This window comes from Eubacterium sp. SB2 (assembly GCF_001244405.1).
Taxonomy (GTDB): Bacteria; Bacillota; Clostridia; order Lachnospirales; family Lachnospiraceae; genus Faecalicatena; species Faecalicatena contortus_B.
In genome coordinates this window covers 216,069-237,526 of sequence record NZ_LN865152.1, presented here as the reverse complement: position 1 = coordinate 237,526, position 21,458 = coordinate 216,069, and the positions used below count along the sequence as shown (strand labels likewise).

The following is a 21,458-nucleotide window of genomic DNA, read 5'->3' as shown; positions in this document are numbered from 1 at the left end:
TAACAGATTATCCACAGGAGGGAGAAAAATGGAGAATAAAATAAAAATACTGCCCGGTATACCGGATGATGACAACAGGGAATATCTGCCGGAAGCGATCAAAGGCACGGACATCGTTGTGAATGAAAACGGCAACAATTCACAACCCTATCCAAAGAACCTTCAGGAGTTCCATGGAATTATGGGCAATGATACGGAAGACGAATGGTATGAATATGTCCCGGAGTGCTACGATCCGTCCAGGAAGACGCCCCTGGTATTGGCCATGCACGGAGGCCTGATGACAGGCTGGGGGCAGGCGGTCTATACATCGTGGACAATGGTGGCGGACAGAGACAATATCATCGTGGTATTTCCAAATGCCCATACAAGAAGATTATGGACCATGGAGGCTACGGAGGTTGAGCGTAGGGTGGATGAACAAATGCCCGATGATATCAAACAAAATCTGTCGGATAATGAGAATAATCCGGATATAAAAATGGTATTTGCCTTACTGGAATATCTTAAAGAGAAATACAACATTGATGAGGAACGGATTTTCATGCAGGGTATGTCCAATGGAAATATGTTTACCTCCCAGTTTGCCAGATATTTTGGAAACCTTCTGACAGCGGCATCCGGAGCAGGAGGGGGCACGCCGAACCCACGCCTGCTGTATGCAGATGGGAAGATAAAAAATGAGGCCGGTCCGGTGGGAATGTGGACCTCCATCCCGGAGACAAATGGGTGTCCGCCCTGGTGTGAATTCGATGACCAGACGATTTATAAATACACAAGGGTGTATTGGAATGAAGTAAATGGCTGCCGCCAGGATCCCGAAATCAGTATTATTGGCGAGGATGCTTTCGCTTTTTATAAAGGGGATCAGGCAGACACGGTATTTTTTGAAATTAAGAACCGAGACCATGGACAGACATTGGATGAGGCGGCGATTGTGTGGGATTACTATTTTTCAGGGCTTAGAAGAAAAGCAGACGGAACGATTGTGGATGAAGGCTCCAGGATTCCGCGGACAGGCGATGCATTTGCCATAGCTGTTGCAGAGGGATGCAGGACAGCATGGGTTAACAACCAGAGAGCCGAAATGAAAACGCCGGCAGTAAAATGGCAAAAGTTAAAATATCACGGCCTGAACGGAGGCCAGAAGGTCAGGGGAGAGTATCTCTGTGTTCCGGTTTCTTTGATCGCACAGGCGTTTGGGGCGGAATATAAATATGAAGCGGACGGGGCAATTGCCTATCTGTATCTGGAAGATAAAAGAGTGCTGCAGTTTGCAAGAGGCAGCATCGGATGTGTGATTGACAATGAGATCAGATGTATGTACTGCGAGGCCCTGCACCGGGACGGGGAATTGTGTATTTCACTGGAGTGGTTTGCACGTTTTATCATGAATATGTGTGCATCAAAATGTGGTGATGTCCTTTATGTCACAGATCATCACGCAGAATTAGGAGTAAATATGGCTGATCTTATCCGCAATCTCCTGCGCGGTGTGAAAGAGCAGATTGTGATTGATTAGAGGAAAGGGGACAGCGGAAAATAAAAGCTATAATTTCCCCAAAACCCATGTGAAAGGAAAAGCAAAATGGCAGATATCAGAATTCTGCAGGGAACACCGGATGATGATAACCGGGAATACCTGCCGGAAAAAATAAGAAATACAGACATTGTTGTCAATGAAAACGGCAACAATTCGATCGTGTATCCGAAAAGACTTCAGGAATTCAAAGAGGCAGTCATCGACGGGGTGGAAGATGTCTGGTATGAATATGTTCCGGAGAGCTATGATCCATCCAAAAAGGTCCCGCTTATCATCGGTCTGCACGGCGGACTTATGACGGGATGGGGCCATGCGGTCTATACCTCATGGACATTGGTGGCGGACAGGGAAGGATTTATCTGTCTTTTCCCTAATGCCCATGAAAAAAGAATGTGGGCAAATTACGGAGTATTCGATAACTTTGATCCTGCAGCAGCACCGGATCTTCCGATCGTGCAGCCTCCCGAGGATATTGAGAAAAATCATGATATGAATATGATTCTTGCGCTGATCGGCAGGATGAAGGAAAAGTACAGTATTGATGAGGGCAGAATCTTTATGCAGGGCATGTCCATGGGCAATATCATGACGGGGCAGTTTGCAAGGCAGTACGGCGATATTCTGGCAGGAGCGGCGGGGTCAGGCGGTCCCTGCGAGCTCAGGAACATCTTCGACCCGGACGGGAAGATAATCAACAGGGCGGGACATCTTGCAGTCTGGCAGTCAAGGCCTGAAAAGAATGGTCTCCCTCCCGGAAAAGAATACGATGAATATACAATCAATAAGATGAACAGGATCTACTGGATGAAGCTGAACGACTGCGGACTAATCCCACAGATCCGGATTATCGGAGAAAATAATTTTGCATTTTATAAGGGCAGCAAGGCAGACCTGGTTTACCTGGATATTAAGAACAGGGACCATGGACAGACTCTGGATGAAGCATTTTTGTACTGGGATTATCTTTTCTCCGGAACCAGGAGGAATCCAGACGGAACCATTACCCATGAGGAAAGTAAACTTCCAAGAACAGGCGATGAATTCGGGATCGCCGTGGCAGGTGGATATGACAAAGCCTGGTTTAAAAACCAGGTAATGGAGTTGAAGACCAAAGCGGTCCAGTGGGATAAACTGAAGTACCATGGACTGAACGGAGGCCAGATTGTCAGAGGATCCTATCTTTGCGTTCCACTGTCGTTTATTGCGGAGGTATTTGAGGCAGACTATGAGGCGGAGGATCATGCGGCATCGGTTGTCCTGCTCCTGAAAGACGGCAGAAGGCTGCAGTTTGCAAGGGGAAGCATCGGGTGCGTCATTGACGATACGGTCAGATGTATGTACTGTGAGGCGCTGCACCGGGATAACGAGCTGCTGGTATCCATCGAATGGTTTGCAAAATACTTCTACAGCCTTCAGGTCTCAAGCTGTAATGGGGTTACATACATCACAGACCATTTTGCAGATCTGTCGGCGTTTATGGCGGATATCATAAAGGATCTGTTCAAAGGAGAAATGGTTCCGGATCATTATTCTGCCCTTTTGTAAAGGATATAGGCTTAGAGTATTGATACGAAAAGGGTGAAATGAAGAGACAAGAAAAGTGCCGCCGGCTAAAGGCGGCGGAATGGAGATGAATATGAAAAAAATCGTTGCATATGTGCATATAGGAGATTATGGTCAGGCTGTTGACAACATAAAGTTTATCACCGATAATGAAATAATTATGAGTGACGTGTCTGTTAATTTAGAAAGACACTTCTGTGATTTGAGCGGAAAGGCACTTTCCAAAGGAGTACTGTCTGCGGAACAAATCGAGGGCGGCGTGGAGGTTGCATTTGACCCGTTTTTATACAGATATGATTTTAGAATCACCGGTAAGATCGGCGGGGAAGACATAGAGGTTACAAAAGATAATATTGACGAAGTAGTCGTAAAGGATTTGGATACATTTACCGCCAGGAAGGAAAACGGCGTTATCTACAGGATATATGAACCGGAGGCGGCCTCGGCAAGACCCCTGGTGCTGTTTCTCCATGGCGGGGGGGAATGCGGGGAAGACAATGTGCTCCAGATGACGGGGACGCTGGGCGCCCTGAGGCTGGCCGAAAAGTGGCCGGATATGTATATTATGGCTCCCCAGGCGCCTGCCGGTTCCCTGACCATGCAGGAGAACTTTGAAGTCATGAGAAAAAGAGGCAACCCATTCCGCGTGGAGATGGGAATGACTCCGTTTGCGCTCAAGGGAGAGCGGGGCTGGAACCGGGACTATCTGGGAAAGGTCACCGATATCATACGCCGGATGATAGAGGAAAGAAAAGTAGACGCAAAAAGAGTCTATGTCATTGGCATGAGCATGGGCGGAGGCGGAACGATCAACGCGGTTTCCACTGCCCCGGATTTGTTTGCGGCGGCGCTGCCGATCTGTCCGAGCATGAATGGGGAGAGTTATCCCCAGCTGCTGCACTGGCCCAAGGTGCCCGTATGGATCTCAACGGCTTATATGGATCATCAGCATGGCCGGCACGCGTACATATTAAATGCCTGCAATAAGCTTTGGGGCGAGGGCAGGACGGATGTGAAGTATACCATGTATCTTCCGGAAGAACTGGAAAAGTACGGAATTGGCAGTACGGAAGGGATCAACGATAAAGAACTGGATGCAGAAAATCATAACAGCTGGATCCTTACCCTGCACAATGAAAATGGGATTCTGGACTGGATGATTTCGCATGTAAAGGAATGAGTTACTATGCGCGGCCTATAGGCCGTGAATAGTAACAGGAATGTGGATAAAAGAAGGACGAATGGGATAACAAACTCCGGGTTCAGGAGCACTGTGGAAAAACCTCCGAGAAATCAGAGGCAGAGAGTAACAGATCAGGCCTGCCTGAACTGTTACGGCAGAGAACAATATGTAACGGTTATCAGGTAAAAAGGGGATTGACAAGATGCCAACAATCAAAGATGTAGCGAAACATGCAGATGTCTCTATAGCAACGGTTTCGAGAATAATCAACAATAAAGGGCCGATCAGCGAGAAAACGCGGAAAAAGGTTTATGAGTCCATGAAGGAGCTGAATTACCTTCCAAATGAAATGGCCAGGGCGCTGCAAAAGAAGAAAAGCAATATGATCGGCCTGATTGTGCCGTCAATTCAGTATGAGTTCTTTGGCAGACTGGCCGAAGCGGTAGAAGAGACATGCCATGCGAATGGTTATAAGTTAATGCTCTGCCGCTCCGATGAGAATGAAGACCGGGAAATCGAGATGGTATCCATGCTGGAGGGCAATAAGGTAGACGGGATTATCCTCTGCAGCAGGCTGGGAGACACCGGAATATATGCAGGAAAAACCACGATGCCTATCGTCAGTATAGACAGGGAGATTGAGGGCTTTTCCACAGTGATGTCAGATAACTATCAGGGAGGAACGCTGGCGGCCAGGGCATTAATCGAATCAGGCTGTTCGCATCCGGTCCTCTTTGGAGATCATATTCCAAAATACATGCCTATGAACGACAGGAATACCGGATTTTTTGAGGAGTGCAGAAGACTGGGGAAAGAACCGGGGCATATTTTAGCTTCTGAACACCGAAATGATGAGGGCGCGGCAGCAGCGGAGTTTTTACGCGGTTTTGAGAAGCACCGGAATATGGATGGATTATTTGTAACCAGCGATGCGCTGGCCTCGAGTATTATCTGCAGCCCTGAGGTACAGGAAACAGGGATACTGGATCAGATGCCGGTCATTTCCTACGATGGTCTGGAAATATCCAGACTGCTCCAGATAAGCTCTGTTGCACAGCCTATCGCAGAAATGGGAACGGCTGCGGCGGTTCAGCTTATGAAGGAAATTGAGGAACAGGCAGGCAGCAGGCGTTTTGTCTTTCCGGTAAGCTTGATCGAAAGAAAGAGTACGATAAAATATAAGAGGGAGCTTAAAAAAATGAATTTTGATAAGCTGACAGAATATATGGATTCATTGAATATAGAATATGGCATTCCGGCAGCGGATTGTAAGATTACAAAAGGCCATGAAGTCATTTACCGCCATATGGTGGGACATGAGGATTATGAAAAGAGTAAGCCGATAACGGAACAGACATTTTTCAGATTTTTTTCGGCTACAAAGCTGATTACGATGACAGCCGTGATGCAGCAGATCGAACGGGGGAACCTGGGGCTGTATGACGAAGTAAGAAAGTATCTTCCGGAATACGGGATTATGAAAGTAGCAGATGAGTTTCAGTTTGAGTTTCCCATAAGATGGCCGAAGTCAGCAGACCCGTGCCACTACGCCCACAATCCCATCCGGATTATAGACCTTATGACGATGACAGCCGGGCTGTCCTATGATACTGATTCAGAAGAAATAACAGCGGTTCGGGAAAAGAGCGGCAATCAGGCTTCCACAAGAGAAGTCATCGCTGAGATCGCGAAGATGCCGCTTGTATATGAACCCGGCGCCAGATATTCATACGGGCTGGGGCATGATGTTTTGGCTGCGGTAGTCGAAGTTATCACAGGCCGGAGGTACTCAGACTACTTAAAAGAAAATATTTTTGAACCCCTTGGCATACAGGATCTCTATTTTCATAAGAGCCAGGACCGGGGCCGGGCAGACCGGGTCTGTGCACTGCATATGGGGGTTTTGGGAACGGATGAGATCGTGCCGGATAACGGTTCCTTGTCAGAAGGATTTCAGATCACGGCCAACTATGAAAGCGGCGGGGCCGGCCTTGCCGGAACGGTGGATGCGTACAGTATATTTATCGACGCACTGTGCAATGGAGGGAAAGGCGCAAATGGGACCAGAATTCTCTCGGAAGAATCCGTAAAGATGTTCACGGTGCCATATACAACCGGGCAGATGAGCCGGGATTTTGCCGTGTGCGGCAAGGCCGGATACGAATACGGCCTGGGAGTAAGAGTACTTGTGGATGGCAGAATGTCAAAATCACCGGTCGGTGAGTTTGGCTGGGATGGGGCGGCAGGAGCATATGTGCTGGTTGATACGGTGAATAAGGTCAGTATCTTCTATTCACAGCATGTCGTTGGGTATCCAAAAGCTTATCATGACATACATCCAAAAATCAGAGATCTTGCATATGAGGGGATATTAGGTGACAAGCTTTAATTTTGGCGGCGGATGGGGCGCGAAATGAAGGGACAGCACCAAGCCTCCCAAGTGCAAATATGCCGCTGCGAACTGCTAAAGCGGCATATTTGCACTTGGAAGGCTTGGGGCTATCCCTTCATTTAGCTGGATGTGTAACAATTCAGTGGATTAGATATGTATAGATAAGTGAGAAATGGCTATATTTAATTTATAGTATATGATATACTTTACGCAGAAAGGGGCGATAAGATGAACATAAAAGAGATTAGTTTTGGTAACTTCAAATCATTATATAATACTTCTTTTGAGCCGGGAAAGGTGAATGTATTTGTTGGCGCAAATGGTTCCGGTAAGTCTACAATACTGGAGGCCATCGGATTATTAAGCGCGGCTATGACCGATCGGGTAGATGCCAGCAGCTTGCAAAGAAAGGGCGTGAGACTGAGCACGCCTTCGCTTTATAAGTCTCGCTTTAAGAGTATTGGAAGAACAAAATTAACGGTTGCCTTGTCACTTGAATGGGAAGAGGAAGAAAAGGGAGACATCTTTAAATATGATGTTCATTTGACGACTCCTACAGATACAGATTACTGGAAATATCATTCAGAATCTTTTTCACAGAATGGCGAGAAAAAGTGGGGAAGGAGTAATGCATCTCAAAACCAGGGAAATAACTATATAGGCTTCTTTTTAATAGATGAAAATCCTGAATTGGTTAAGGGCAGAGATATCGCAAAGTATTTTTCAAACTATGGTATTTATCAACCGAATACATTGGCACTGCGTGGGACAATTCCAGATCCGAATCAGACGGTGCCGGTAGGTTTAAATGGCGGCAGGCTGGCAGAAGCATTGCAGGATATTATGAAAGAACAAGATGGAGATATACGTTTTGGCTCTTTATATATGGACGATGTGTTGGAAATGATAGACTGGGCATCCGATATTACAATTGATATTCCCAAAAAGACAAGCATTAATTCCAATATACCAACGACCAGGCAAGTCATAGAATTCACGGACCGCTTTATGAACAAAACCGCTAAATTTACGGGCTATGATGCCAGTGAGGGTGCGTTATATGTGCTTTTTATGCTTTGCCTTGCCATGCATCCAAAGGCTCCGTCCATTTTTGCTATAGACAGTTTTGATCATGCATTAAATCCACGGCTTGCTAAAAAAATCACACAGGTATTTTGTGAAGAGGCTATTAAGAATAAAAAACACGTTTTTCTTACTACACATAACCCACTTGTCTTGGATGGGCTTGATTTGAAAAATGATGAAATCCGTTTATTTGCAGTGGACAGAGATAAAAATGGCTATGCACAGATTAAGAGAATTCAAGTGTCCGAGGAATTAATAAAAGCAGGACAGCCTTTGTCAAGGCTTTGGATTAATGGCAGACTTGGAGGTGTACCGGAACTGATATGAAAAATGTAGGAATTGTCTGTGAGGGTCCAACTGATTATGTGCTGTTACAAGGGATAGTTGATCTCATTACAGGAGAAAACAATCAGTATCTTGCGTTACAGCCCGAAGATAATCTAACTGGGGAATATGGGAATGGCTGGAAGGGTGTTTGGAAATGGTGTATTGACCATTCAGCAATTCTGGAAAGCTTTATGAAAGATATTACTCCCCAGTTGGATATGATTATTGTTCAAATGGATGGGGATGTGGCACGAAGAGAAAAAGAAGTGCATTGTTTATGTGATACAGTAGAATGCGATTGGCAAGGTATAATTAATCCTCTGGAATGTGAGCAGATTAAAAAAAATGACTGTCCGGTAAAACTGCCATGCAAGGCACATGAGGAAAGTGTACAGGGATACATAGATCATCTGACAGGTCTGATATATGGCTGGCTGGGGAATGAGGAGGGGATATGTGTTGTAATCCCATGTGATAGCACTGATGCCTGGGTGGCTGCTGCTTATGAAGGGCTGCCGGATGTGGAAATGATCGAAGACCCATGGACGGTGCTGATATCAAAAGGCAAGGAGTATCATGGAATTCGGATACCCGGACATAAAAAAGGGCTTCGTATATATCGGCAATTTGTTGAACAGGTGTGTGGAAATTGGGAAAATGTAAAGAGATTATGTACTAGTGCAGAACAGTTTGAAAATAGAATTAAGAAGTACAATTAGAGGAAGAACATTCGTGATCTTCCTTTTTCTCTGTTATTATGCGAAAAGACAACCATCAGATAAGGAGGCCTAATACTTGGAAATAAAATACTTTATGATTCTGATTTTTGATTTACCTTTTCCTACGCTAAGGATATAATAAACCTATGAGGTGGAAAAATTCCCCACTACAGAGACTTTTATTTTTAGGAAGGAAGACAGACATGGAAAAAGCAAAAGTATATTTTACCGATTTTCACACAGTAGCATTCGGAGACGGTCTGCCTGCGAAGTTGAAAAAGCTGATTAAGAAAGCAGGAATTCAAGATCTGGATATGGAGGGGAAATTCGTCGCCATTAAGATGCATTTTGGCGAGATGGGCAATATCAGTTATCTCCGCCCCAACTATGCCAAAGCAGTGGCGGATGTTGTAAAAGAATTCGGCGGCAAACCCTTTCTGACGGATTGCAATACTCTGTATCCGGGCAGTCGCAAAAATGCCCTGGAGCATCTTTACTGTGCCTGGGAAAACGGATTTACCCCGATGACCGTCGGGTGCCCGATTATGATAGGAGATGGGCTGAAGGGGACGGATGATGTTGATGTGCCTGTCAGGGGAGGCGAGTACATAAAAGAAGCTAAGATTGGGCGCGCCATCATGGATGCGGATATATTTATCAGCCTGACGCATTTTAAAGGGCATGAATTGACAGGGTTTGGCGGGACAATTAAGAATATTGGCATGGGTTGCGGCTCTCGTGCAGGGAAGAAGGACCAGCATTATAACGGAAAACCTCATATAGATGCAGAAGCCTGCAGAGGATGCGGCTTCTGCCAGGCGCAGTGCGCTAACAATGGACTGGTGTTCGATAAGGCTGCGAAGAAGATGCATGTGGATACGGATCATTGCGTTGGATGCGGGAGATGTATCGGAGCATGTAATTTTGATGCAATCGAGTTTACAAATAATTCGGCGGTGAGTGAACTGAACTGCCGGATGGCTGAGTATACGAAAGCGGTTGTAGATGGGCGGCCGAACTTCCATATCTCCCTGGTGGTGGACGTATCACCGAACTGTGACTGCCATGGCGAGAACGATGTGGCGATATTGCCGAATATTGGAATGTTTACATCTTTTGACCCTCTTGCATTGGACCAGGCGTGTGCAGACGCCTGCCTGAAAGCAGCGCCAATTCCCGGGAGCCAGCTTGCGCATAATATGGAAAGTCCGGATTTCGTGGATCATCATGACCATTTCAAGAATTCTACGCCGGAATCCGAGTGGCGTGTCTGTCTGGAACATGCAGAGAAGATCGGGGTTGGGACACGTAAGTATGATTTGATTGAGCTATAGACGGATAGAAGAGCTGCGGGCCAGCTGATTTTTTAAGCTCAAAAGGCAATGCAGTCGGTTACAAACGTAGTCTTACGGCAGTTAAAATATAAGTTTAATACCATTGTTTTTACCTTTTCTTCATGATAAAATGTTTACGTATAATTGAAAAGAAGTCAGAGGATAGTCTGGTGGTTTCCTTCGGAAATATACAAAGGAGGGAATGGAGCATGGATATACTTGAAGTGTTGACATTGGTGCTGGTGATTTTTGCAGCACTTGCTTACATAGATAACCATCAGAATAAAAAATAGCTATCCTCTACTCGCAATAGAGGATAGCTTGTAACTATAAATTACATGATTATCCGAAGTGCCATCATCAGACCCGCAAATGTCTTTTGATTACTTCTAAGTAAATTATACATGGGGTACTTGATTTTTTCAAGTACCCTTTTTAAGTTTTGCCAGTAGCCTGTTTCGCGGTGTAACTATACACACTCCAGCCAATATCTAAATCGGGATTTAGTCGGCTAGCTTTAGCCTAGTCGACGGATGGGGACGCTTTATGACAGGGAGGCCGGGGAGGTGCTGGGGCTGTATATGCCGTTGCGATATGCACCCATGCTGCTAAGTGATTCTAGAACACCCGATGCCGGATAGCAGTGGTGCTCCATTTTCAGGGCTGTTTCCCGCCTAGAATTTCTTAGGTCCGCGGCCGCGTTTTTGAAAGGACATGGATGTTCTCCGGGAGGCTTTCGGCTATCCCTTCATGGAGCGTCCCCATCCGTACCGCGACTAAAGCGCGTCACTAAATCCCGATTTAGAATGGATTCCCGCAGTCCGTATCTTCCAGCCCAAAGAACGTCAGTGCCTCCTGTATTGCGAGATCCCAGAAACGCCATTCATGTTTATATCCTGGCAGATCAAACCATTTGACATCCAGCCCGATTTCTTTGCAATGTTCCCGGAATATCTTATATCTGTCGTAAAGGATTGCATCTTCGTGTCCGCAGGCAAACATCAGCCTGGGGAGATCTCCGGTTGGAGCCAGTTGATCAATCAGAGCCCATACATTTTCTTCCGAATTCGCGTAAGCCTCGAAACCTCCTGCATTTTCGATTGTCTGTACCATTCTGGGATTTGCAGTGTCCATAATCAGACATGGGTGCCCGGGCCTTAGTTCATCAAATGGAACGGGGACTGCAGAGAGCACAGCGGCAGCGGCAAATAACTGCGGATAGTTTACTGCAAACTTAATGGTGCCGCGCCCGCCCATGGAAAGGCCTGCAATAAAGTTGTCTTCCCTTTTATCAGATACCGGTAGCCAGCCATAGACCAGGGGCATCAGTTCTTTTGTGAAATAATCATACATATTGTAACCCAGCATTGCACTCGGCCAGTTTGAATAATTGGAGTTTAAGGCGGAAGGGCATACAACTACAAGGTCTTTTTCTGCGGCATACAGCTCAATGTTTGTTTTTCTGAGCCAGTCGGTATCGTCGCCGTATGTACCGTGGAGCAGCCAGAGAACCTTATATTTTTTATCACTGCCATAAAACTCTGCGGGGGATATTCCACGCTTTTTATCCGGCAGAATGACGGTGATCTGGTGATTGTTGTTTAAATATTCGCTTTCAAAATTGTAGGTCAATAATGACATAATTGTAATCTCCTTTGATATTTTACAAAACTATAAGATACATTCCTGCTTTGAAGCTTCGTCATAATACACAATCTGATAAGTAAGCTCTTTGAAATCAGCCGTTAAGGCCGTGTAATAATTTTCTTTTTTCCAGGTTATCTTAAGTGTACCGTCGCTGCGGTCTTCACCGATTGTGATGTCTCCGTTAAAAGCTTCATAATTGTTCCTGAACCGCATGAGTTCATACAGGCGCTTACATACCGGCTTTTGGACCGCAGCTTCCAGCTCTTCTCTGGAGAAGGTGTGGCGGTTGATGGTTCTGGGATCCGGGTTCGTCTTCATGCTCTCAATATCATTTTCCCCTGCCAGGAGGCCCACGTAATATATCTGGGGAATGCCGGGAGCATAAAACTGTACGGCTCTTGCAATCAGGTATGCACGATCACTGCACCGGAGTGCGGAGTAGTAGGTGGAACCCAGCTGGTAGCTTTTAAACTTGCCGTCCTTTGCGGTAATCATGCTGGGAAGCTTGATGTACTGCTTTGCTTCCTTCGTGATTTCATCCACATCGTCCCTCACAAAATCAATTTCTTCTTCTGTGAGTAAACCAGCGACATCAACGACACCGATTCCATCGTGTGTATCCAGGGTGGTAAACTGCTTTCTCGGGCAAATGTTAAGCCAGTGGATCAGCCGGTCGGTTCTTCCGCTTTTCAGCCCGTGGAGTAAGAGCATTGGAAGAGCAAAGTCATAGACCCAATAGCCCTTCTCGGCCATCTTAAGCTGGATTTGATAATTTTCATGGATTTCAGGCAGCATTTCGGTCTGCGTTTTCCTTAACGGCTCCATGCCGATATCCAAAATGTTCCATATGTCCGGCTCTACAAAAAAGCAGCTTGTCCCGGGACGCTTGGAGGCATAAGCGAAGGCATCAAATCTGACCAGGGGGACATGGCTGCTGATTGTGCCTAAATTTCTGGCATAGTAATCCTTCGTGGCTTTTGCATAGGGATTGATGTCAATTTGTTCCTCAAAAAAGGTGTTCCACAAGTGAACGGTTTTCCCGTCCTTTCTTGTAAATTCAATGTATGGATATACAGCTTTTCTGCGGTACAGAGCCTGGTACTGCCCCTCGGTGGGATTCCCTTCGGGCCAGAATTCTTCCCAGTGGATAAACATGTCTCTGTAGGGAGAAGCATCGCCGTTTTCCATATAATCCCGGAATTCTCCGGAACGGATCGATACATGATTCAGCATGAAATCCGCCATCATATAATATTGTTCGGCCAGCCGGTCGATGTCGTCCCAGGTTCCGAAGGCGGGATCCACCTGATCGTAATTGATTACGGCAAATCCCCGGTCTCCGGATGAGGGATAGAAGGGAAGTACATGAAGTCCTCCGATGGTATCTCTGAAATGCCGGTCCAGTATTTCATCCAGTTCTGTTAGGTCTTTGCTCATGCTGTCGGCATAAGTGATGAGCATAATTTTATTTTCTATTTTCTTCATGGGGCGGCCTCCTCTAACCCTTCACAGATCCTACCGTGATTCCCTTTGCAAAGGATTTCTGGAAAAACGGATAAGCGGCAAGGATCGGTAAAAGTGCAATTACGGCCAGCGCCATACGGATGCTGACACTGGGGAGTTCCGTAATCTTTACGCTTGGGTCGGAATGTGACTGCAGGAAGGCGATGTTGCTGAGAACCGAATTCAAGTAATTCTGGATGCCGAAAAGTTCTCTTTTGGTGTGAATAAAGTATACGCCGTTTGTCCAGTTGTTCCAGTATGCAATCGCAGTCATCAGAGCAATGGTGCCAATGATCGGTTTGGACATGGGAACGACAATTTTTACCAGTGTATGCAATTCTCCGGAACCGTCAATCGTAGCAGCCTCGATTACCTCATTGGGTACATTTGTGTTAATGTAGGTACGGACCATAATGACAAAGAAGGCATTCATTAACAGATATGGAACGATCAATGCCCAGATGGTATCCGTAATATGGAAGATCCGTGAATAAATCAAGTAGGTCGGGACAAAGCCGCCGTTAAACAGCATGGTAAAGAAAATGATGAAGGAAAGGACTCTTCTTCCGGGAAGGTCTTTCCGGGACAGCGGATAGGCAAACAGCATCGTCATAACTACGCTTACTGCCGTGCCCACGCCTGTAACTAAAAAGCTGATACCGTAAGCCCTGAGTACATCTCCTTTTACGCTCCAGATGTATTTATAAGCGGATAAAGAGAATTCGGAAGGAATAAAGGAATATCCATTTTGGGCAAGTGCAACCTCAGAAGTAAAGGAACTTGATATTAATAATACGAATGGGAGGATACAAGCCAACACGAATAAAATCATGATGAATCCCATTATAAAACGAAAAATCTTATTTTTGTAAATCATTAAATTTCCCTCCTGTATTTAGAATAAGCTGCTGTCTTTGTCTACTTTAGTTACGACTGCATTCGCGGTAAATACGCAGATAAAGCCAAGTATGGACTGCAGGAAACCGCCGGCTGTGGAACGGCCGATATCGTTCAGTTCTAACAGGGCACGGTATACATATGTATCAATGGTCTGCGTCGTTGAGTAAAGAAGGCCGCTGTTCATCGGGATCTGATAGAACAAGCCAAAGTCTGAGTAGCAGATCCTTCCAATGGCAAGAAGAACCAGTGTAATAATCGTTGGCTTCAGGGCCGGCAGTGTAATATGGCGGATCTGAGCCCAGACACCTGCACCGTCTACTGCGGCAGCTTCGTAATAGGACTTATCAATTCCGATTAATGTGGAATAGTAAAGGATAGAACTGTATCCAAACGTCATCCACAGGTAAACGAGCATCAGAATATAAGGCCAGTATTGCGACTCATTATACCAACTTACCGGATCGATCCCCAGCATTGGTAAAATCGTAAGGTTCATGAAACCATTATTGCCGCTTAAAAATGCAAATACGATATAACTGATGATGACTGTCGAAAGCAGGTAGGGGATCAGTATGATCACCTGGCTGAATTTTTTGAAAAACTTGTTATAAATGGAATCCAGGCAGATAGCTACAAATACACCAAGCGCATTTCCTAAGAAGATGAATCCCAGATTATAGAGGATTGTATTCCTGAAAAAGATAAATGCATCATTGGTACTGAATAAGAACTTGAAGTTATCCAGTCCGCACCATGGACTCTGGAAAAGGCCGATGGAATAATTGACCTTTTTAAATGCCAGTGCAAGTCCGGCCATTGGCATATAGTTATTAATAATTAAGTAAATCAGACCTGGCAGTATCATGAGATAAAGCGGGATATATCTTTTCATCCGGCGCCTTGACATTCCCTTTTTCTTGACTTTCAATTTTTCTTGTTTCATAAGAACCTCCTTGATTTTTACATTCCTTTATTCCCGTAGGCAGCGAGCCAGACTGGTATGTATGTCCAACTGGCAGATGCCGAAGGGCCAAACGCTCTGCCGTGTGGTGTGCTGCAAATCTGAAGCTGTTTGCGGCGGAGCATCTGGCGTCTTACTTATAAATGTAGTGGAAAGGTGCACAAAATTCTATCAAAAAACGGATTCAAACTGTCAAAATTCTGATTTTAAAAAATAAATAGTATATAAAGGTGACGAAAATGTAAAAAAAATAGTGCGGGATATTAAAAAATTGATGTTTTAGGACAAAAAAATGATAGAAGAGCAACATTCGGATTTGGTATGATGTCCATGCAAGACAACGAAAGGCCAAAGCGCAAAGGCTATAAATGAAGAAGAGATCCACGAAAAGGAGGAAGAGTTTATGAAGAAAAGAATAATTGCCAGCCTGCTTGCACTCAGCATGGCGGCGGCTCTGTTTACGGGGTGCAGCTCATCGGAAAAGAAGGCGGACGACAAGCAGAAAGCAACAGAGGGTCAGGCGGCAGACGAAGACTATCCTGTAATCAAAATGGCATATTCCGTTGTATTCCCATCACCGGATGAAGAAGCGATTGAAGAGGAACTGAATAAGATTTTAAGAGAGAAGGCCCATGCAGAGGTGGATCTGGTGGGGATTGAATTCGGTAACTGGGCAACACAGCTGAACCTGATGCTGACAGGCGGCGGAGATGATTCACTGGATTTATTTAACTCCTTCTGGTACACATCGGTTTCCAATCTCGTGGCCAACGGACAAGTTATGGAGCTTGACGGCCTGCTGGAATCCGAAGGAAGTGAAATTACAGATTTATTTGCGGATGGAATGGAACAGTACTTAAAATGCGGCGAGGTTAACGGAAAACAGTACGGCATTCCATGTATGTATTCCTACTGCACCGAAAATCTTTACTATGCCAGAACAGAAGATGCTCAGAAAGCAAAGGTAGACTGGAGTAAGGTAACGGATATTGACAGCATGTCTGACGCTATCCTGCAGATTAAAGCGGCGAATCCGGACAGCTATTACATCCCGGGGTCAACGGAGGCTTACTGGGTTCCAAAGAGCATTGACTACCTGGGCGACACAAATTACCTGGGAGTCCTGACGAATCCGACAGAAAGCACAAAGGTTGAGAATTTCTATGAATCCGAATACTTTAAAAATTGGCTGGGACATGTTAAAGAGTGGAAGGAAGCAGGTGTATTCAGCCCGGATCCGCTCAGCAACAGCAATGCGTCCCTGATGAACCTTCTGATGGGCGTGGCAAACGGAACGACCGGGTACGGTTGGGATGCAGAGGTATCTATGGAAGCAACGATTGCACAGAATAACCTCGAATTAGAGGGGACAAAGGTGACAGACGCACTTTCTACGACAAGTGATGCAACAACCTATATGTGGCATATCAGTTCCTTCTGTAAAGAACCGGAAGCGGCTATGAGGATACTGAAAGTGTTATATACCGATCCGGAAGCGGCACAGCTGGCTGCAAATGGTATCGAGGGACTTGATTATGAACTGAATGAAGACGGACAGATGGTATATCCGGAGGGCAAGAGCGGCATGTCAGACCTTGGCTGGGCAGCGGCATCTATGGCATACTGGCCGAACGTAATGCTCTGCAAGACATGGTACTACGAACCGGAAGATATTTACGATCAGATGCTGGAAAAGAATAAAACCTGTGATAAGTCTCTGGCATTAGGGTTTACATTTGATTCCACAAAGGTTGCGGATCAGATGACGGCCTGTGCAAATGTTGTGGCGCAGTACTATACGCCGCTGATGTACGGAGAGGTGGATATCGAATCCACACTTCCGAAATTCCAGGCAGATCTTAAAAATGCCGGAATCGATGAGATCATCGCAGAGAAACAGGCGCAGCTTGATGCATGGCTCGCGGAACAATAAGTCAGCCGTTGTAAATACTAGCAAGAGAGGGCGTTGCCCTCTCTTATTGTTTAACAGACAAGTGTTCCTTACTTGCGCGCTAAACAGTAAGCCCTCCGGGGGATGCGCACTGCGGCGTAAAAGGCAGATGCCGCGATGCGGCCGTCGCAGGTGCGAGTTTCGCTTGCGAAACTCCATAATTATTAACAATATAAAGGAAATAAAATAATGAATGAAAGATTGTGGAATAAACATTATATCTCAGTACTTCTTGTCAACACATTAAACGCTTTCTCATTTTATATGACAGCCACAATTCTGTCCAAATATCTTGTGAATATAGGGACTACGGTGGCCATCGCAGGGTTTATCGTAGGACTGTTTTCTCTGACTTCACTGTGCTGCCGGCCCTTCAGCGGAATCATGGCGGACCGGTTGAGTAATGTGACGCTTTTAAAATGGAGCAATGTGCTCATGGGGATTGGACTGCTCGGTTTTACGCTGACAACGCAGATTCCCCTTTTGGTCGGATTTCGGATTATCAATGGAATCGGCTTCGCGTTATCCGGAACCTGCCAGATTTCTCTGGCCTCCCGTTATATTCCCAAGACCAAAATGGGGGAAGGGATCGGTTATCTGGGGTTGGGCATGGTAGTCGGCTCCGCAGTGGCTCCGGGTATCGGAATTACGATAGCGGATATTGTTGGAATGAAAGCCACATTTTTGGTTTCTGCAATATTGACCGTCATAGCGTATGTTATCTTATGCTTTTTCCATGAGGAGAAGAAGCCTGCAGTGGAAAAGAAAAAGATCGGGTTCAGCGATATTATTGCGGTGAAGGCGCTTCCATTTACGCTGGTTGCGGGGACCTTTTCGTTTACGAACGGGATCGTTGCATCGTATTTAGTCTTATATGCGGATGAGATCGGAGTGAAGGGAATCAGCATCTATTTTACGGTGTGTGCAATTGTCCTGTTTATTATCCGGCCGTTTTCAGGCAAACTGATGGATAAAAAGGGGATTGCCATTACAGTTCTGCCGGGCCTGCTGCTTACGGCATCGGCTATGTTTATGCTGGGAAGAAGCAGGACGCTGCTGCTGATTTTGGTGACCGGGGCCGTCAGGTCACTGGGACAGGGCGCGGCACAGCCGTCTCTCCAGGCAGGCTGCATTCATACGGTAGGAACCGAAAAAAGCGGGGTTGCCACGAGTACATATTATCTGGGGGGAGATATCTGTCAGGGCGTTGGTCCGATGATCGGCGGATGTGTAGTACAAATGTTTGCGGGGACAGCGGGATTTACCGCTATATTTGATATCTGCGGTTTCTTGCTGCTGGGAGCGCTTGTATTTTTCCTGTTCACGGTAAGGAAAACGTCGCCGCGTATGAATCAAAGGTCGAAGAAAGGAGAAAATTATGCCGAATCATGATGAATTGGAAAGAATATCGCCGGAAAATGCAGGGATTGAAAGCAGTCAGGTAAGGCGGTGCCTGGAAAAGCTCACGAATGAATGGGCAAGTATGCATGGATTTATGGCTGCCAGGGATGGGAAAGTATTTGCAGAATGTTTTTGGGCGCCATATAGCAAAGACCTGGTCCACGGCAATAACTCTCTTGGGAAAACCTATACGGGAACGGCGGTCGGAATTGCGCTTATGGAACACAAGCTGTCGTTAGAAGAAAAAATGACAGATATCTTTGCAGAAGAAATAAAAGAGAGAAATATTGAAGTTTCAGAATTAATGAAAGAGATCAGAATCAGGGATGTCCTTACCATGACCAACGGGCATGCACGCCATCCGGAAATCGGGGAAGACTGGATCGGGGACTATTTTCGGACTCCTATGAAATATAAGCCGGGAACAAGATTTATGTATAACACGTCCGGCGCCTGCATGTTATCTGCAGTGATCAAAAAGAAAACGGGGCAGAATTTAAAGGAATACCTTACCCCAAGGCTGTTTGATGAGATCGGAATCAACGGGGAACGGTTCGTGTGGCTGAAGTGGCCGAACGGCCTGGATGCCGAACCGGCTACATTTTCCACGACGGAAGACAACTTAAGGCTGGCGCTTCTGTATATGAACGGAGGCAGCTGGAACGGCAGGCAGCTGGTCGACCCCGATTACATAAAAGAGGCCCTCTCCGTTCAGATTGAGAATGAATACGCACCGGAACAAAAGGACGGAAAATGTGGATACGGCTATCAGCTCTGGGCCTGCAGCATACCCGGTGTGTACAGGTTTGACGGAGCACAGGGGCAGTATGGAATCGTGTGGCCTAAGAAGCGGGTCGCAGTGGTAGTCCATGAGGGAGCCATAGCGCCATACGGGCCGCAGCGCACATTGGATGTCATTTACGAAGAACTTCTTCTGAAGATCGCAGATGAGCCTTTAGAAGAAAATGAAGAGGAATATAACCGGTTATTGGAAATCGAAAAAAATATGGAGTTTATGCCGGACAGACCGAATGACATAACCCCGGATCTTGATTTCAGTGGCAAGTATAAAGTGACAGAAGGAAATCCAACACCCTGGCTGGGGCTTGCGCCTCCGGGAGGCACTGATATGTTTGCATTATACAGAGCAAAAGACAGAAAAGGTGAGATGGAAGAATTTACGCTGGAAATGAAAGCAGACCGCTGTATATTGGAGGTAAACGGTTATGCCAGGTTCGAAGCGGGATTTGACGGGAAGCTCGTACTGAGGAACACAGACAATGTATTTCCCGATCTTACGGCATACTGCGCCACGGCGCGGTACATCAACGGATATACCCTGGAGATCACCATACATTGGATGAGCAGCTGGGCACTGACCATCATGAGGTTTGAAAAACAAAACGAAACGGTAAAAATTACCGCCATGAAAAACCGGTTAAACCAGGAAGACAATTGGCTGGTATACAAAGGGGAAGCCAGGGGTGTAAAGCCATGAAATTGTTTACATCGGATAAGAGCTTCTATAGTAAAACAGTAAAGCTTGCGGTGCCGATCACCCTGCAGTGCCTGATTACGATCGGTGTGAATATGATGGACAATATTATGGTAGGCACCCTGGGGGAAAATGCGCTGTCGGCGGTATCCCTCGCGAACCAGTTTATCAATATTTTCACATTTGCATGCATGGGGCTCGGGCAGGGAGCGTCTATCCTTGTTGCAAGATTCTGGGGGATGCAGGATAAAAATGCGCTGAAAACGACAATATCCATTGCGCTGAAGTTTGCCCTGGTTATTTCATTGCTCTTTACGTTTGCAACCTTGTTTTTCCCGGGCGCGATTATGCGCACATATATAGCGGATGCAGAGGTAATATCGGAAGGTATCAGATATTTTGGGTATTCGGCATACTGCTACCTATTCTGCGGGCTTTCGCTGATCGGCTCAAACATACTGCGAAGTGTGGGACAGGTGAAGATCCCGCTGTATACGGCTATCCTGGCATTTTTTGCAAATGTCGGTTTTAATTATATCTTCATTTTCGGCAAACTGGGATTTCCGGCAATGGGGGTTGTGGGAGCCGCTTTGGGAACACTGCTTGCCAGAATACTGGAATTTGGGATTACCTTCGGGTACCTTCTTCTGGCCGACAAGTCAATCCAATATAAATTGAAAGATATTCTGCTTAGAAGTAAACATTTAAATAAAGAATTCATGAAAGTTGCGCTTCCTGTCATGATCAGTGATACATTACAGGGATTTGGCAATAACGTCATAGCGATGATCACCGGGCGCATCGGATCCCAGTTTGTAGCGGCATTTTCCATCACGGCGGTGATCCAGCAGATGAGCAGCGTCCTGACACAGGGAGTGGCACAGTCCAGCAGCATCGTAGTAGGGCATACTCTGGGCAGTGGCGATGCAAAAAGGGCAAGGGAAGAGGCCGATGCATTTGTCGGGCTTGGCATTGTAGTGGGAGTGGTGGCCGGAGTCGTGATACTGCTTGTCTCCGGGCCGATTATTTCCTGCTATAACATTACAAAGGCAACAGAAATGATTGCCCGTCAGTTAATGTGGGCGATTGCGTTTATTGTCTTCTTCAGATCCATTAACAGCATTCTTACAAAAGGAGTCTTAAGAGGCGGCGGGGACACAAGGTTCCTTATGGTGGCAGACATTATTTTCTTATGGGCGGCCAGCGTGCCTCTGGGATACGTTGTGGGAGTTGTATTCAAAGCGCCTGCATTCTGGACCTACTGTGCGCTGAGGATCGATGAAATATTAAAATGCATATTATGTTTTTACAGGCTGCGCGGAGGAAAATGGATTAAAAATATTAGCGCCAGGTAAATCAGCCGGCAAAGGTTCCGTAAAGGGATCCGTTGTTGAGCATGGCCTATCAGCGTGGTGATAGGCCATGTGTGAACTGTAACGATCCGTTTGCAACT

15 protein-coding genes are annotated in these 21,458 nt (G+C 46.1%); 11 read left to right on the top strand and 4 right to left on the bottom strand.

Annotated elements, in window-relative coordinates; genetic code table 11:
- Positions 1-28: 28 nt before the first annotated feature.
- The 7 genes from BN1938_RS08620 (at position 29) to BN1938_RS08590 (ending at position 10,147) form a co-directional block, all read left to right on the top strand.
- Positions 29-1,522: a CE1 family esterase gene (locus BN1938_RS08620; RefSeq protein ID WP_050640207.1), complete on the top strand. Its 1,494-nt coding sequence runs from the start codon at positions 29-31 to the stop codon at positions 1,520-1,522.
- 66 nt (positions 1,523-1,588) lie between these two features.
- The gene (locus BN1938_RS08615; RefSeq protein WP_050640206.1) at positions 1,589-3,088 is read left to right on the top strand and encodes a CE1 family esterase; all 1,500 of its coding nucleotides are present in this window, start codon (positions 1,589-1,591) and stop codon (positions 3,086-3,088) included.
- Positions 3,089-3,179: 91 nt separating this feature from the next.
- Entirely contained in the window at positions 3,180-4,286 is a 1,107-nt protein-coding gene (locus BN1938_RS08610; protein WP_187376293.1) for a carboxylesterase family protein, read from the top strand.
- Between the two features lie 205 nt (positions 4,287-4,491).
- Entirely contained in the window at positions 4,492-6,678 is a 2,187-nt protein-coding gene (locus tag BN1938_RS08605; RefSeq protein ID WP_050640204.1) for a serine hydrolase, read from the top strand.
- Positions 6,679-6,909: 231 nt separating this feature from the next.
- Complete coding sequence (locus BN1938_RS08600) at positions 6,910-8,094, top strand: AAA family ATPase (RefSeq protein WP_050640203.1); 1,185 nt, start codon at positions 6,910-6,912, stop codon at positions 8,092-8,094.
- On the top strand, positions 8,091-8,813 hold the full coding sequence (locus tag BN1938_RS08595; protein WP_050640202.1) for a hypothetical protein: 723 nt from the start codon (positions 8,091-8,093) through the stop codon (positions 8,811-8,813). Before BN1938_RS08600 ends, BN1938_RS08595 begins: the two co-directional genes overlap by 4 nt.
- Positions 8,814-9,016: 203 nt before the next feature.
- Complete coding sequence (locus BN1938_RS08590) at positions 9,017-10,147, top strand: DUF362 domain-containing protein (protein ID WP_050640201.1); 1,131 nt, start codon at positions 9,017-9,019, stop codon at positions 10,145-10,147.
- A gap of 801 nt (positions 10,148-10,948) precedes the next feature.
- Here BN1938_RS08590 and BN1938_RS08585 read toward each other — a convergent pair.
- The 4 genes from BN1938_RS08585 to BN1938_RS08570 are packed head-to-tail and all read right to left on the bottom strand — an operon-like array spanning position 10,949 to position 15,140.
- Positions 10,949-11,788 (bottom strand): alpha/beta hydrolase, encoded by an 840-nt coding sequence (locus BN1938_RS08585; RefSeq protein WP_050640200.1) that lies wholly within the window; start codon positions 11,786-11,788, stop codon positions 10,949-10,951.
- Positions 11,789-11,818: 30 nt separating this feature from the next.
- Complete coding sequence (gene gtfA, locus BN1938_RS08580) at positions 11,819-13,279, bottom strand: sucrose phosphorylase (RefSeq protein ID WP_050640199.1); 1,461 nt, start codon at positions 13,277-13,279, stop codon at positions 11,819-11,821.
- 13 nt (positions 13,280-13,292) lie between these two features.
- Positions 13,293-14,174 carry a carbohydrate ABC transporter permease gene (locus BN1938_RS08575; protein WP_050640198.1) on the bottom strand — a complete coding sequence of 294 codons (882 nt, stop codon included), beginning with the start codon at positions 14,172-14,174 and terminating at the stop codon, positions 13,293-13,295.
- A gap of 18 nt (positions 14,175-14,192) precedes the next feature.
- On the bottom strand, positions 14,193-15,140 hold the full coding sequence (locus BN1938_RS08570; protein WP_050640197.1) for an ABC transporter permease: 948 nt from the start codon (positions 15,138-15,140) through the stop codon (positions 14,193-14,195).
- A 421-nt stretch (positions 15,141-15,561) separates the two neighbouring features.
- Here BN1938_RS08570 and BN1938_RS08565 point away from each other — a divergent pair, with 421 nt between their 5' ends.
- The 4 genes from BN1938_RS08565 (at position 15,562) to BN1938_RS08550 (ending at position 21,360) form a co-directional block, all read left to right on the top strand.
- Positions 15,562-17,091, top strand: a complete 1,530-nt coding sequence (locus tag BN1938_RS08565; protein ID WP_050640196.1) for an ABC transporter substrate-binding protein — start codon at positions 15,562-15,564, stop codon at positions 17,089-17,091.
- Between the two features lie 207 nt (positions 17,092-17,298).
- On the top strand, positions 17,299-18,501 hold the full coding sequence (locus BN1938_RS08560; protein WP_050640195.1) for an MFS transporter: 1,203 nt from the start codon (positions 17,299-17,301) through the stop codon (positions 18,499-18,501).
- A complete protein-coding gene (locus tag BN1938_RS08555; RefSeq protein ID WP_050640194.1) occupies positions 18,488-20,008 on the top strand; it encodes a serine hydrolase domain-containing protein in 1,521 nt (506 codons plus the stop codon). Before BN1938_RS08560 ends, BN1938_RS08555 begins: the two co-directional genes overlap by 14 nt.
- A complete protein-coding gene (locus BN1938_RS08550; RefSeq protein WP_050640193.1) occupies positions 20,005-21,360 on the top strand; it encodes an MATE family efflux transporter in 1,356 nt (451 codons plus the stop codon). Before BN1938_RS08555 ends, BN1938_RS08550 begins: the two co-directional genes overlap by 4 nt.
- The last annotated feature ends 98 nt before the right edge of the window (positions 21,361-21,458 follow it).